This window comes from Ghiorsea bivora (assembly GCF_000744415.1).
In the GTDB taxonomy this organism is placed as follows: Bacteria; Pseudomonadota; Zetaproteobacteria; order Mariprofundales; family Mariprofundaceae; genus Ghiorsea; species Ghiorsea bivora.
In genome coordinates, this window is the sequence record NZ_JQLW01000005.1 from 1 (window position 1) to 14,550 (window position 14,550).

General features: G+C 44.0%; 14 protein-coding genes. All 14 read right to left on the reverse strand.

What is annotated here, in order from left to right; genetic code table 11:
- A partial coding sequence (gene tuf / locus DM09_RS00520; RefSeq protein WP_038246674.1) for an elongation factor Tu occupies positions 1-1,104 on the reverse strand: 1,104 nt, incomplete at its 3' end.
- A gap of 10 nt (positions 1,105-1,114) precedes the next feature.
- Positions 1,115-3,193, reverse strand: a complete 2,079-nt coding sequence (gene fusA, locus DM09_RS00525) for an elongation factor G (protein ID WP_038246676.1) — start codon at positions 3,191-3,193, stop codon at positions 1,115-1,117.
- Positions 3,194-3,295: 102 nt separating this feature from the next.
- Positions 3,296-3,766, reverse strand: a complete 471-nt coding sequence (rpsG, locus tag DM09_RS00530) for a 30S ribosomal protein S7 (RefSeq protein ID WP_038246679.1) — start codon at positions 3,764-3,766, stop codon at positions 3,296-3,298.
- Positions 3,767-3,781: 15 nt separating this feature from the next.
- Positions 3,782-4,153 carry a 30S ribosomal protein S12 gene (rpsL, locus tag DM09_RS00535; protein ID WP_038246681.1) on the reverse strand — a complete coding sequence of 124 codons (372 nt, stop codon included), beginning with the start codon at positions 4,151-4,153 and terminating at the stop codon, positions 3,782-3,784.
- A 26-nt stretch (positions 4,154-4,179) separates the two neighbouring features.
- Entirely contained in the window at positions 4,180-4,926 is a 747-nt protein-coding gene (locus DM09_RS00540; RefSeq protein WP_051937850.1) for a potassium channel family protein, read from the reverse strand.
- Between the two features lie 5 nt (positions 4,927-4,931).
- A complete protein-coding gene (locus tag DM09_RS00545; protein ID WP_038246684.1) occupies positions 4,932-5,444 on the reverse strand; it encodes a YqhA family protein in 513 nt (170 codons plus the stop codon).
- A 54-nt stretch (positions 5,445-5,498) separates the two neighbouring features.
- The gene (locus DM09_RS00550; protein ID WP_038246686.1) at positions 5,499-6,893 is read right to left on the reverse strand and encodes an MFS transporter; all 1,395 of its coding nucleotides are present in this window, start codon (positions 6,891-6,893) and stop codon (positions 5,499-5,501) included.
- A gap of 653 nt (positions 6,894-7,546) precedes the next feature.
- Positions 7,547-9,031, reverse strand: coding sequence for an aminomethyl-transferring glycine dehydrogenase subunit GcvPB (gene gcvPB, locus DM09_RS00555; RefSeq protein ID WP_099098476.1), 1,485 nt, complete (start codon positions 9,029-9,031; stop codon positions 7,547-7,549).
- Positions 9,028-10,374: an aminomethyl-transferring glycine dehydrogenase subunit GcvPA gene (gene gcvPA / locus DM09_RS00560; RefSeq protein WP_038246693.1), complete on the reverse strand. Its 1,347-nt coding sequence runs from the start codon at positions 10,372-10,374 to the stop codon at positions 9,028-9,030. Before gcvPA ends, gcvPB begins: the two co-directional genes overlap by 4 nt.
- Positions 10,375-10,451: 77 nt before the next feature.
- Positions 10,452-10,832 carry a glycine cleavage system protein GcvH gene (gene gcvH / locus DM09_RS00565; protein ID WP_038246696.1) on the reverse strand — a complete coding sequence of 127 codons (381 nt, stop codon included), beginning with the start codon at positions 10,830-10,832 and terminating at the stop codon, positions 10,452-10,454.
- Between the two features lies 1 nt (position 10,833).
- Entirely contained in the window at positions 10,834-11,928 is a 1,095-nt protein-coding gene (gene gcvT, locus DM09_RS00570; protein WP_038246700.1) for a glycine cleavage system aminomethyltransferase GcvT, read from the reverse strand.
- Positions 11,929-12,049: 121 nt separating this feature from the next.
- On the reverse strand, positions 12,050-13,228 hold the full coding sequence (locus tag DM09_RS00575) for a pyridoxal-phosphate-dependent aminotransferase family protein (protein WP_038246705.1): 1,179 nt from the start codon (positions 13,226-13,228) through the stop codon (positions 12,050-12,052).
- An 87-nt stretch (positions 13,229-13,315) separates the two neighbouring features.
- Positions 13,316-13,603 carry a hypothetical protein gene (locus DM09_RS00580; RefSeq protein ID WP_038246708.1) on the reverse strand — a complete coding sequence of 96 codons (288 nt, stop codon included), beginning with the start codon at positions 13,601-13,603 and terminating at the stop codon, positions 13,316-13,318.
- A 10-nt stretch (positions 13,604-13,613) separates the two neighbouring features.
- Positions 13,614-14,549 (reverse strand): bile acid:sodium symporter family protein, encoded by a 936-nt coding sequence (locus DM09_RS00585; RefSeq protein WP_038246711.1) that lies wholly within the window; start codon positions 14,547-14,549, stop codon positions 13,614-13,616.
- Between the last annotated feature and the right edge of the window lies 1 nt (position 14,550).

Here is a 14,550-nt window from a genome sequence, read left to right on the forward strand (position 1 = left end):
TGGTGTAATCAATGTTACGTCCATAGCGACATTATCGCCAGGCATTACCATTTCAGTGCCTTCAGGCAACTTAACAGAACCAGTCACGTCAGTTGTACGGAAGTAAAACTGTGGACGGTAACCGTCGAAGAATGGCGTGTGACGACCACCCTCATCTTTGTTCAAAATATATGCTTCAGCTTTGAACTCAGTGTGTGGTGTGATTGAACCAGGCTTAGCCAATACTTGACCACGCTCAACGTCTTCACGTTTGGTACCACGTAACAATGCGCCAATGTTGTCGCCTGCTTCACCACGATCCAAAAGCTTACGGAACATTTCAACACCAGTACAAGTTGTTGTTGTTGTGTCACGAATACCAACGATTTCAATGTCGTCACCAACATTCAATACGCCTTGCTCGATACGACCTGTTACAACAGTACCACGACCGGAGATTGAGAACACATCTTCGATTGGCATCAAGAATGGTTTATCAACATCACGTGCTGGTGTTGGGATATAAGAATCCACAGCATCCATCAATCGCATAATAGCTTGTGAACCGATTTCAGAAGTATCACCTTCCAATGCTTTAAGCGCAGAACCAGTGATTACTGGAATGTCATCACCTGGGAAATCGTAAGAGTCTAGAAGTTCACGAACTTCCATTTCTACCAATTCAAGTAGCTCTTCGTCATCAACCATGTCTGCTTTGTTCAAGAACACAACCAAGTGAGGAACATTTACTTGGCGAGCAAGCAATACATGTTCACGAGTTTGTGGCATTGGACCATCTGCAGCCGATACAACCAAGATACCACCGTCCATTTGTGCAGCACCAGTGATCATGTTTTTCACATAGTCAGCATGGCCTGGGCAATCAACGTGTGCATAGTGACGTGTTGCTGTTTCGTATTCAACGTGTGCAGTTGAAATGGTAATACCGCGCTCACGCTCTTCTGGAGCACCATCGATGTCTGCATAGTCTTTAAACTCTGCGCCACCAGCTTCAGCCAATACTTTGGTGATTGCTGCTGTCAATGTGGTTTTACCATGATCCACGTGACCAATGGTACCAATGTTCACATGCGGTTTATTACGTTCAAACTTTTCCTTAGACATTTACTCTCTCCTAACCTTTCACACTTGCAATAATTTCTTCAGTAATATTACGTGGGACTTCTTCATAATGTACGAACTGCATGGTATATGTTGCGCGACCTTGCGACATAGAGCGCAAAGCAGTCGAATAACCAAACATTTCTGACAATGGAACTTCTGCATCAACAACCTTGGCAATACCACGATCACTCATACCTTGAATTTTACCACGGCGGCGATTCAAATCACCAACAACATCACCCATATAATCTTCAGGTGTTGTCACTTCAACTTTCATCATTGGCTCAAGGATCACTGGCTGACATTCAGAACAACCTTTACGGAAACCCATAGACGCAGCAACTTTAAACGCCATTTCATTGGAATCCACATCATGATAAGAACCGTCAACCAAGGCAACTTTGATGTCTACCATTGGGAAACCAGCAAGAACACCATTGTTCATTGCTTCTTCACAACCTTTACCTACTGCCGGGATATATTCACGAGGAACCACACCACCGGTAATCTTGTCTTCAAACTCAAATCCGCCGCCGGCTTCTAATGGTTCAATTTCCAACCAAACATGACCAAACTGACCACGACCACCAGACTGACGCACAAATTTACCTTCAAACTTACCAGAACCACGAATGGTTTCACGGTATGCTACTTGCGGCTTACCAATATTGGCATCTACGTTGAATTCACGACGCATACGATCCACAAGAATCTCTAAGTGAAGCTCACCCATACCAGAAATAATGGTTTGACCTGTTTCTTCATCTGTTTTAACACGGAAAGAAGGATCTTCTGCTGCCAATTTACCAAGGCCAACACCCATTTTTTCTTGGTCAGCTTTTGTCTTAGGCTCAATCGCCACCGAAATTACCGGCTCTGGGAATTCCATGCGCTCAAGCACAATTGGGTTGTCCATGTCACAAAGTGTATCACCAGTGGTTGTTGCTTTAAGGCCAACAGCAGCTGCAATATCACCCGCACGAACTTCTTTAATTTCTTTACGGTCATTTGCATGCATTTGCAAGATACGACCAACACGCTCACGTTTGTTTTTCACAGAGTTCAATACATAAGAGCCTGATTCCAAAACACCTGAATATACACGGAAGAAAGTAAGCACACCCACAAATGGGTCAGTCATGACTTTAAATGCCAATGAAGAGAATGGCGCATCATCAGATGACGGGCGAGAATCTTCTTCATCAGAATCAATTTTAACACCTTTAATAGCAGGAACATCAACTGGAGAAGGCATGTAATCAGTTACTGCATCCAATAATGTCTGAACACCCTTGTTTTTAAATGCTGTACCACACAACACTGGGATAATTGATATATCAAGAACCGCTTTACGAATTGCTTTTTTAAGTTGTGCCAATGGAATCTCTTCACCTTCTAAGTGAAGCTCCATCAATTCTTCATCAACCATAGATACCGCATCCATCAACACTTCACGATATTCATCAGCTTGATCTTGAAGCTCAGCAGGAATCTCTTCTACCGAGTAATCAGAGCCCATAGCTTCATCATTCCAAATAAATGCTTTCATGCTCACAAGGTCAATCACACCCTTAAAACCATCTTCAGCACCAATAGGCACATTCAACGGCACAGCATTATGACCAAGTTGGGTTTCAATTTCACTTACAACGCGAAAGAATTCAGCACCAGTACGGTCCATTTTGTTTACGAATGCGATACGCGGAACACTATAACGGTCAGCTTGGCGCCAAACAGTTTCAGATTGCGGCTGAACGCCACCCACCGCACAGAAAACGCCTACAGCGCCATCCAATACACGCAAAGAACGCTCCACTTCAATCGTGAAGTCCACGTGACCAGGTGTATCAATAATATTAATATGATGGTTGTTCCAGCTACAGGTTGTAGCTGCAGATGTGATAGTAATACCACGCTCTTGCTCTTGCTCCATCCAGTCCATTGTTGCCGCGCCATCGTGAACTTCACCGATTTTATGCGAAACGCCAGTATAGAAAAGGATACGCTCTGTGATGGTGGTTTTACCCGCATCAATGTGCGCCATAATACCAATGTTACGCACACGCTCTAGTGGTGTCTGTCTTGCCACGATACTACTCCTCTTCTAACCTAAACTGTTTAGAACAATATAAATCTTTTTTAATTTTTCAAACCATGCCACTTTACGCAAGCGGCTAGCGACAAACTTAACTTACCAGCGGAAGTGTGAAAACGCCTTGTTGGCTTCAGCCATACGGTGTGTTTCGTCACGCTTCTTATATGCACCGCCACGCTCATTGATTGCATCAACAAGCTCATTGCCCAAACGCTCCGCCATAGTTTGCTCAGAACGCTTGCGTGAATATTCAATCAACCAACGCACTGCCAATGATTGCTGACGACGGTCAGACACTTCGATTGGCACTTGGTATGTAGCACCACCAACACGGCGAGATTTAACTTCAACCAATGGGCGAATAGCTTCCAGTGCCTTATGAATCATATCAAGCTCTTTTTCGCCTGATTTTGCAGCTGCAATTTCCATCGCACCATAAACAATAGCTTCAGCTTTTGCTTTTTTACCATCCAACATAATCGCATTCACGACTGTTGAAACAATTGTATCACCAAATTTTGCATCCGGAGTTAACGGACGACGTGTGACGGGACCTTTACGTGGCATTTCTTAATTCCTCTCTTACTTCGGACGCTTGGCGCCGTACTTCGAGCGAGCCTGCTTACGGCCTTCAACACCCGTAGTATCCAACACACCACGCAATACATGATAACGAACACCTGGCAAATCTTTTACACGTCCACCGCGAATCAACACAACACTATGCTCTTGCAAACGGTGACCTTCACCTGGGATATATGCTGTTACTTCATGACCATTGGTCAAACGAACACGAGCCACCTTACGCAAAGCCGAGTTAGGCTTCTTGGGTGTCGTTGTATAAACACGCGTACAAACACCACGACGTTGTGGGCATGCTTGCAATGCAGGAACTTTGTTAATTTTTCGCTTATCTTTACGAGACTTGCGAATCAATTGATTGATAGTTGGCATCGTTACCTCTTAAAACTTTCCTCTACTTACATCTTTGTTTTTTTAAGACGCAGCTTCCGAGGGCGGCGAACCTTAGGGGCGAGCACATCGGCTGTCAACTTTTTTCTTAGCCTCTTATTCCCACTGCCTTTATCGGCATCGCCTGAGCTTATTTGTTCTACAAAATAGGTTAAATTTGCAATCATCAATGAATAAAGCGTTATGCCAAAAAGCATGGTCATCACTGCCAATATTCTGCCAGGAGGTGTAATCGGCACAATATCGCCATAACCCACGGTTGTAAGCGTAACAAACGCCCACCATAAACCATCGCTCACTGTTGAAAAAGAGGGGTTTATATCTTGCTCCAAAAGAAACATACCTGCACCGAACAAAAACACCACGCCAAACACAAGCGCCAAAGCAGCTGGCAAACTCTCGCCCGATAACACCAGCATATGCAGCAACCTATGCCTGTTTTTACGAAATACCGTACTCAAACGTAATACAGGGGCTAATCCAGCAACTTTAAATGCCACCAACAAACGTAAAAAGGGAGAAGATAGCAACACCACCAACACCAAATCCAACCAATTGGCTCTTAAATAACCATGTTTATCATCAGAAACATACCAGCGCAAAAAGAAAAGAAAAACAAACAGAAAAAGTATACTCACACCCAACCAATCAGGCGCAGCCTTCCAAAAGGGTGCGCCCACTGCCACCAAGGTAACTGTGAGCAGCAATGCATCCAGCACCTTCTTCAACAAGATATGCCTATACTCTTTATCCATGAACTTTAATGTTTTGCACTTGACTTATGACTAAAATAACTCGCCAGTGAAACCATTAAAATACCAGCACCCATATATAATATGTTTAAAGGGTCATCAAACGTCACATGCAGCACATTTTTAAAGAAGGCAACAATCAAAATCATCAAAATCACTTTGCCCAAACGATCCTTCAAATCATCAAGTGTATTGATGACTAAAATATTGCTCGACGATTTATCGCCGTGTGCAATCTCAATCTTATCAATAAATAATTCATACAATCCAAGCGCAAATATCAATAAAACCGTTGCGAGAAGAAAATCATCAACCGCTGTGATAATATGACTGACTGCTCGCGTATGAAAATCAGGGTAATCTTTACCAAAGAATGTCATCTCAATATAATCAATCGCCAAATGCGCCATATCTGCCGCAGATAACAAAAACAATAACAACATCCCTACAATCGATGACACCACGGCCAACATCACAACATACCGTGAATTCCATAGCATTGACTCAAAAAAACTTTTCATACTTACCTCTCTAATATAAACTGTAATAGAGAGGCAAAGCAAAAGGCTTGCCAGTTATATGAACGCAGCTGCCTTGGTCACCAGTTCGTCTTCATCAATCACTTTTTTATCAATCTTACAATACGCCGCACCTTCATCAATAATCACACGTACGTCTGCCACACCATCAAGCGCAAGCAATTGTTCGGTGATACGTTGCGCATGCTGTTCATCTTTTGCATCCACGCGTAAAGTAATGGTCGCCACATATGGCGGTTGTGCCATGGTTAATGCAATCAACCACCAGACTGTCAACATTGCCGCCACCACATAAAACACTGTTGCAAAATTTTGTGCAATCGGGTCATACAAGAAACCACCCAATACCCCACCAATAAATGCACCAAAAAATTGCGATGTATTAAATACACCCACAGCCGTACCTTTTGCCCCTGCTGGCGCATATTTGGATACAAGCGATGGCATACTTGCTTCTAACGTATTAAATCCTGTAAAGAAAACCAACAATGCAGCCGCAACCCACCAAAGTGAGTCATGCGCCCAAGCAAACATAAGACTAGCAATGATTAACATGGCAATGGCTGATAAAAACACTTGTTTCATTTTACGCTTGGCTTCTGCAATGATAATAAAGGGTACCATCAACATAAACGCCACCAACATCACAGGCAAATACAACTTCCATTGTTCAGCAGAAGGCAATAAATTGTCACTAACCAAAACCAAAGGCAGCACCACAAACAACGCTGTTAGACTCATATGCAAAATCAAAACGCCCACATCCAAGCGTAGCAATGCTCCGTGACGCAATACTTCTTTAAACATGCTCGACGTTACTTCGCTGTCTGAATGGTGCCCCGTGTTTTCAGGGTCAGGCACCACCACATACAATACCAATATAGATAATAGCGATAACCCACCCGTGAACATGAAAATACCATTCACACCAATCCACTCATTGAGCAAAGGCGCAATCGCCATAGACACCGCAAACGACATACCAATCGTGATACCAATGCTTGCCATGGCTTTGGTGCGATGTTCTTCTCTTGTTAAGTCGGCAGTTAATGCAATCACAGCCGCGGCCACTGCACCCGAACCTTGAATCACACGACCAATTAATACGCCCACAATGTCATCCGACATACCCGCCATAAAACTACCCATGGCAAAAATGACCATACCTACAGCAATCACAGGTTTACGCCCAAATTTGTCGGACATCATACCAAAGGGAATTTGAAACAAGGCTTGCGTCAAACCATACGCACCGAGGGCAATACCCACCAACTCTGGGTGCTCAAGCGCACCATCAAGCCCATGTGCATAAGTTGAGAATACGGGTAAAATTAAGAATAACCCCATCATTCTTAGGGCAAAAATACTGGATAATGCACTCACTGATTTACGCTCTTGCGCGTTCATACCTGATTGTTTTGATTTTCTCATGCCAAGTAAACCTTCTTATATAATGGATTACGGCGAAGCTTACGCTTTAGATTGTGCTTGTCATTACTCACCACAGAGAAACACAGAGTTTTAATGGCCGTCACTACCCGCTCAGGCAGAAATCTATTGCACAAGTGGATTCCCGCCTGCGCGGGAATGACAATGTAGAGAGTTGCTGCATGACGCAACAGTTCCGCAGGGTAATTCCCCTGCTATAGCTGCGCCTCATCAACAAGTTAAAGAAGGGATAAAGCAAAATGCTTTGATTTTGCGCCCGCTTTAGTTTGTTGGTGAGGGGATACGCAGCTATTTAGGGCAGCTTTCTTTGGTTCGTTTCTTTGCTGCCAAAGAAATGAACACTTAGTGCCAGCAATATGATTACTTCTCTTCGCATTCAAACAGGGAGTTCGAATAACCTATATCCCTATCATCTTTCTCAACTCGAAGTTTCATCTCATTACATTCGTCCAGTGAATCAAATTCATCAACGACACCTGCATAAGTCCCGCCCATCATAATTGCTGCTGGAGAGTTGGGGTCTTTATAATACTTCTTTAGCTCATAGGTGGAGTCTTCAAAGCAGCCTTGAAGCAAAAAAAATCGTGCATAAAAACATTAGAACTTTAATCATACTCTCTCACCTTTATCTCTTATTAATCTTGCCAAACAAGCACAGGTTTCCGTGCTGCTTGGGTTTCATCCAAGCGGCGGCGGATGGGTCGCATAGGTGCATCATGCAAGGCTTGGGTATCTCCTGCTTCGCATTGCGCTGCAATCTCAAGCATAGCATCACAAAATGAATCCAATGTTTCTTTGGACTCCGTTTCCGTTGGTTCAATCAGCATCGCACCATGCACAATGAGTGGAAAATAAACCGTCATCGGATGGAAGCCCAAATCAATCAATCGTTTGGCAATATCCAAGGTTTTTACGCCATGTTTATTTTGCCATTCATCGGTGAGCAAACACTCATGTTTACACAAACCTTCAAACGGTACGTGATACACATCTTTAAGACGACTCAACACATAGTTGGCATTAAGCACTGCATCTTGGGCAATTTTGTGGATATGATTATGTCCAAATGCGGAAATATAAGCATTGGCGCGCATATACACGCCCGATTGCCCCAAGGTGCTCAATACTGTGCCAATGGATTGCTCATCTTCAGTCAACACAGTGTACACATCACCATGTTTTTCAATGCGCGGCACGGGTAAGAATGGTTTAAGTGTGTCGTTCACAGCCACTGGCCCTGCACCTGGTCCACCGCCACCATGCGGTGTTGAAAATGTTTTGTGCACATTGATATGCAAACAATCCAAACCCATATCACCAGGTCGCGCTACGCCAACAAGTGCATTCAAATTTGCACCATCACCATACACAAGCCCACCTGCATCATGCACAAGCTGGCAAATTTCTTTGATGTCAGATTCAAATGTGCCCGCCGTGTTCGGGTTGGTCATCATGAGGGCAGCAACATCATCATCCAAATGTTTCTTCAATTCATCAAGGTCGATGCGTCCATCTGCACCAGATTTGATTTCAACCGTGTACATACCACATAATGCTGCTGATGCAGGGTTGGTGCCGTGTGCTGAATCAGGCACAAGCACTTTTTTACGCTTTTGCTCACCACGCGCATCCAAACATTTGCGAATCATCATCAAACCCACAAGTTCGCCGTGCGCACCTGCTGCAGGTTGCAAAGTCACATCCGTAAAGCCTGAAATTTCAGCCAACCAACCTTGCAACTCATGCAATAAACCCAAAATACCCTGCACTGAATCTTCAGGTTGGTCGGGGTGTACATGCGCCAAACCTGGCAAACGGGCAATTTGTTCATTCACACGCGGATTGTATTTCATGGTGCAAGAACCCAGTGGATAAAAACCTGTTTCAATGCCGTGATTCCATTGGCTTAAGCGCACAAAATGGCGAACTGTTTCAGGCTCGGATAATCCTGGAATATTGGCAGCCTTTTTACGTTTAAATGCATCCAAACTACTTGGTGCGTTGCCTTGCACACCAGGTAGACTGATGGATTCAGGTGCTTCATGGGCATGTTCAAACAATAAAGGTTCTTCTTGCTGGATACCTGATGTGGCTGAATATTTATGCATGTTATCACTCATGATGCCACCTCCATTGCAGAGATATAGTCGTTGATGTCGGCACCCTCAATCATTTCTGTGGTTGCCACCAACAAATGTTTACCATCGGAATCTTTCTCAATGGTTTCCAGTGGAATACCTGCAAAAATGTCTTGTTTGCGAGCTTCTGCGATAAATGCATCACGTTTTTCTTTGCTTTCAAAACTTAATACGGTTTCATTGTAGTGTGCACCATCGGCTGCGCTCACAGAACTTGGTAACTTCGATACCAATAAGTCCAAAGCAGCAGCCGAATGATTGGCTACTGTTGCTAAACCTGCATCACCCATCAGCGTCATATACGTTGCAGCTGCAGTACACATCAAACCTTGGTTGGTACAAATATTCGATGTCGCTTTTTCGCGGCGAATATGTTGTTCGCGGGTGGATAATGTAAGCACAAAACCACGTTTACCGTCAGCATCGGTGGTCAAACCACAAACACGCCCTGGCATTTGACGCAGATACTTCTGTTTACAAGCAAACACACCCAAATGTGGGCCACCAAACGCCATAGGAATACCCAACGCCTGCCCTGAACCCACCACAATATCAGCGCCATATGCACCCGGTGATTCAATCAAACCAAATGCACTCACATCAGAAAATGCGACCACCATCAAACATTTATTGGCATCACATGCTTCACGCAATGGTGCCAAATCATAAACAGAGCCATAGAAATCAGGGTATTGCACAATTACACATGCTGTTTTCTCATCAATCTCAGCAATCACTTTGCTTAAATCCGTGCCAAACTTACCCATGCCCACTTCAACATAGTCACCTTCAAGACGGGATAAATAGTTCTCAGTAACTCTGCGGTAGCGCGGATTCACTGAACCTGCAATCACAGTACGCGTTTTACGCGTAACACGGCGCGCCATCAGTGCTGCTTCAGCCGTTGCCGTTGCTGCTTCATACATGGATGCGTTGGATACATCCATACCTGTAAGTCGTGCAATCATGGTTTGGTATTCAAACAAAGCTTGCAATGTGCCTTGGGCAATTTCTGGTTGATAAGGTGTGTAAGCAGTTAAAAACTCACCACGCGAAATCACATAATCCACCACCGCAGGCACAAAATGATGATACGTACCGCCGCCTAAGAAACAGCGGGTATTGCCTGCATGCCTATTCTTTTCCGCCGCTTTGGTAAACTTTTTTACAATGCCCGCTTCAGACAAAGCATCAGGCAGATTAAGACTGCCTAGTTTGGTATGAAATTCACTAGGGATATCAGCAAACAGCTCCATAATATGGCTGTGTCCCATGCTTTCCAGCATGGCTTGTCTATCACTATCGGTATGGGGTAAATATCGCATGATTTATCTCTCAAACCACCAAAACAAAAGAACACAAAAGCAAAAACCTTCGTGTTCTTCCCGTTTTTCGTGGTGAATTAGTCGTCTAAAAATTCAGTATATTCTTCAGGGTTCATTAACTCAGCAGAAGCATTATTATCGCTAACCTTCACCTTAACAATCCAACCTGCCCCATAAGGGTCAGAGTTTACCAAGTCAGGCTCACCTTCTAGCGCTTCATTTACTTCAATCACTTCACCTGCCACTGGTGCATACACATCCGACACAGCTTTTACGGATTCAACAACACCATAAGCTTCTCCAGCATCTACACTGCGCCCCACATCAGGTAGCTCAACAAACACTATGTCGCCAAGTGCTTCTTGGGCATGGTCAGACACACCAAATGTTGCCGTATCACCTTCGATGCGCACCCATTCATGGTCTTTGGTATATTTCAAGTCCGTTGGTATTGACATATTATTTCCTCACATTGGAACGCACAAATGGTGTTTTTGTACGTTCAGCCTCAATTTGTTTGCCGCGTATTTCAACAGCTAATTGTCCTTCTGTCATGTGCTCAGGTTTCACATATGCCAAAGCCACGCCGCCACCTGCCAATGGTGAAAACATGCCCGATGTGATTTCACCGCTTTCTTCACCATCCACAAACACTTTATAATGTTCGCGTGGAATTCCGCGACCTACCAATTTCAAGGCAATCAACTTTTTCTGTGCGCCTTCTGCTTTGCGTTTTTCAACAGCTACTTTCCCAATAAAGTCGCCCTTATCCAATTTGGTAATCCACATTAATTTGGCTTCAACAGGGGTCACTACATCCGAAATTTCATGACCATAAAGGGCATAACCCATTTCTGTACGCAACATATCACGCGCAGCTAGACCAATCGGCACCGCACCTTGTTCAAGCAAAGCATTCCAAACATCCACGGCAATACTGTTTGGGATATAAATTTCAAAACCATCTTCACCCGTATAACCCGTGCGCGACACAATGCCACCCGAACTGGAAATCTGACCTCTAGCAAACTTATAATAACCAATGGCTTCCAAATCAAAACCAACAATGGTTTGCAATGCAGCTTGTGCTTTTGCACCCTGCAATGCCAGCAATGTGGTGTCGTCAGATTCATCAGTGACGGTCACATCAAAATTCGCTGCCTCAGTCTGCAAATGCACCACATCTTTATAGCGATTCGCCGCATTGATGCACAAATAGTAGTTCTCATCATCGATTTTATAGGTGGTGATATCATCAATAAATGTACCCTGTTCGTTGAGCAATGCAGAATATTGCACCTGCCCATCCACAAGTTTGGACACATCATTGGTGGTCACATATTGCAAGAAATTCAAAGCACCTTTGCCCTGAATACGAACTTGCCCCATATGTGTGATATCAAAAATACCCGCTTCGCCATCACGAACCGCAGTATATTCTTTAAGGGCACCGTTTTTGTATTGCACAGGCAATTCATAACCCGCAAATGGTACGATTTTACCACCCAGCTTCACATGCTCATCAAAGAGTGGTGTTTTTAGTAAATCTGTCATTTATTCTCCAATCAATGGCGCGACTAAAGTCGCACTTCCTATTTACAAGTCCATGGAAGGGGGCTCAAGGTGAATGGCAAAGCCAGAGAGAGCACCCTAGGGTGTTAGCCCCACATGCTTCTTATTCGCCGTATGATGCTAAAGTTGCTGCCATAGCTTTTTGAGCATCCACATTCGCGCCAACACGACCCAATACTTCACCCAATGCAGACACACATTTAAGTACATTATCTTTACGGCAAGCATAACCCATTAAACCAATACGCCATACTTTACCAGCCATTACACCAAGACCCGCACCAATTTCAAGGTTATAATCATTAAGCAACATACCACGCACTTGTGCATCATCCACACCATCAGGAATAGTCACTGCATTTAATTGCGGCAAACGGTCTGCTTCAGGAACAACAAAGGTTAAACCCAAAGCTTCCAATCCTGCTTTGAGTGCATTGTGATGTTTGGCATGACGCGCCCATGCATTTTCTAACCCTTCATCTTGCAATAAAACCAAGGATTCATGCAATGCATACAATGCATTAATTGGTGCAGTATGATGGTAGGCACGTTTGGCACCTTTACCCCAATAACCCATGACAAGATTCAAGTCCAAAAACCAGCTTTGTACTTTGGTTTTACGATTTTGAATACGTTCAACCGATGCTTGGCTAAATGACACAGGTGATAAACCTGGCGTACAAGACAAACATTTTTGTGTGCCCGAATAAATCGCATCAATGCCCCAATCATCCACACGAAGTTCTGTACCACCCAATGAAGTCACTGCATCCACAATAGTCAAACAATCATGGGCATGAGCCAAATCGCACATCGCTTTCACATCTGTCGTTGCACCCGTTGAAGTTTCAGCATGCACAAAAGCAACCGTTGTTGCTTCAGGATGCGCTTTAAGTGCAGCCTCCAGTTTCGCAGGGTCACAAGCTTGCCCCCATTCATCTTCAACCATGACTGCAGTAGCACCACAACGTTCCACGTTTTCTTTCATGCGTCCGCCAAATACACCATTTTGGCATACAATCACTGTATCTCCTGCTTCAACAAGGTTCACAAAACATGTTTCCATACCAGCAGATCCTGGTGCTGACACGGGAATGGTTAGTTCATTTTTGGTTTGAAAGGCATATTGCAAAAGCCCTTTCATTTCATCCATCATTTGCACAAACAAAGGATCCAAATGACCAATCGTTGGACGACTCATGGCTTCTAAAATACGTGGGTTCACATCTGAAGGACCTGGTCCCATCAGTGTACGTTGTGGTGGGTGAAATGATGATGTCATGTCTTACCTCTCATAAAAGATTTAATTCGATACATTATAGATAAATGTACGTGATGCACCCTCAAGCTGTTTAGGGATACTCCAAAATCACGTCGGCCAAAGTTGCATACCTAATACCGTGAACTGCACAGTGAATGCTAAACAAAGCATGGTTGCCAAGCCATAAAGCAATGTGAAACCTACGGCTCGAATCTGCTGAATACCAATATAAAGCCCTGCAATAGATACGAAAAATGCAAATTCATTCATCACCAACAAACTCAAAAGCGGCACTGCCCTTGCACCATTATTGTCAACCATATTGCCTAAAACAATAATGGGCATAAATGTTAAACTTAAAACCACTGCGATATATGGAAAGTAAATCTTTTTCATGTTCTCTTCCTCATACAGGCAAAACCACACCCGTTTTTTGCCGCCTTAACACGGCCGTCAAAGCCGCTGTGGTTACAATGCACCACACTGCAAACAGAGCTGCGGGCAATGCCGTCTGTGGCTCAAAATGAGCCAGTGCCAAAGCCACACCCAACCCCGCATTTTGCATACCAATCTCAATGACCAAGGTGATTTTATAGCTGGTTTTAAAATGAAACAGTGTCGCCACCACATAACCAAATACATAACCCAAAGCATTCACCATGATAACCAACGCAGCCACCCAAGCCGTCAGCTGCGAAATTCGCTCCTGATTGGCTGCCACAGCATAACTACAAATGATAATAATGGCGATAGATGCCAATGCAGGCGCAACATCTTCAATCTGATGATGCCAAGTTTCAAGCTTGGGTTTAAGCAACATCGCCACAAACAAGGGTAAAACAACAATCAAAAAAATCGTTTGCATCATAGGCCAAAACGGAATCGGCAACCACACGCCCCCTAACCACTGCATTAAGGCTGGTGTTAACAGTGGTGAAAGCATGGTTGCAATCAATGTCATACCAATAGAAAAAGCAACAGCACCGCCTGCAAGGTATGTCATCACATTGCTTGCCATCGCACCTGGCGCACAACCTACAATAATAAAGCCCAAAGCTAATGCCGCTGGATAATCCAAAGCCACCAACACGGATGCCGCAGCAAAACCCAAGAGCGGCATGATTGTAAACTGACTTATAACACCAATGGTAATATATTGTGGCCTACGCAGCGCTTGTTTGGCTTCGTCTAAGGGCAATACCAACCCCACAGCAAACATGGTAATCGCAAATAACCACAAGAAATAATCTTTAACCAACAAAAACACAGGTGGATAAAAATATGCCACAACAGCACAAGCCAAGGTTAAGGCTGCCATATGATTGGAAATCCATTTGAACATG

What these genes read in the sequence shown, in the direction of transcription:
- rpsG (WP_038246679.1), bottom strand. Translation starts at nt 3,766, where the DNA reads ATGCCACGTAAAGGTCCCGTCACACGTCGTCCGTTAACTCCGGATGCA.
- rpsL (WP_038246681.1), bottom strand. Translation starts at nt 4,153, where the DNA reads ATGCCAACTATCAATCAATTGATTCGCAAGTCTCGTAAAGATAAGCGA.
- DM09_RS00540 (WP_051937850.1), bottom strand. Translation starts at nt 4,926, where the DNA reads ATGGATAAAGAGTATAGGCATATCTTGTTGAAGAAGGTGCTGGATGCA.
- DM09_RS00545 (WP_038246684.1), bottom strand. Translation starts at nt 5,444, where the DNA reads ATGAAAAGTTTTTTTGAGTCAATGCTATGGAATTCACGGTATGTTGTG.
- DM09_RS00550 (WP_038246686.1), bottom strand. Translation starts at nt 6,893, where the DNA reads ATGAGAAAATCAAAACAATCAGGTATGAACGCGCAAGAGCGTAAATCA.
- gcvPB (WP_099098476.1), bottom strand. Translation starts at nt 9,031, where the DNA reads ATGAGTGATAACATGCATAAATATTCAGCCACATCAGGTATCCAGCAA.
- gcvPA (WP_038246693.1), bottom strand. Translation starts at nt 10,374, where the DNA reads ATGCGATATTTACCCCATACCGATAGTGATAGACAAGCCATGCTGGAA.
- gcvH (WP_038246696.1), bottom strand. Translation starts at nt 10,832, where the DNA reads ATGTCAATACCAACGGACTTGAAATATACCAAAGACCATGAATGGGTG.
- gcvT (WP_038246700.1), bottom strand. Translation starts at nt 11,928, where the DNA reads ATGACAGATTTACTAAAAACACCACTCTTTGATGAGCATGTGAAGCTG.
- DM09_RS00575 (WP_038246705.1), bottom strand. Translation starts at nt 13,228, where the DNA reads ATGACATCATCATTTCACCCACCACAACGTACACTGATGGGACCAGGT.
- DM09_RS00580 (WP_038246708.1), bottom strand. Translation starts at nt 13,603, where the DNA reads ATGAAAAAGATTTACTTTCCATATATCGCAGTGGTTTTAAGTTTAACA.
- DM09_RS00585 (WP_038246711.1), bottom strand. Translation starts at nt 14,549, where the DNA reads ATGTTCAAATGGATTTCCAATCATATGGCAGCCTTAACCTTGGCTTGT.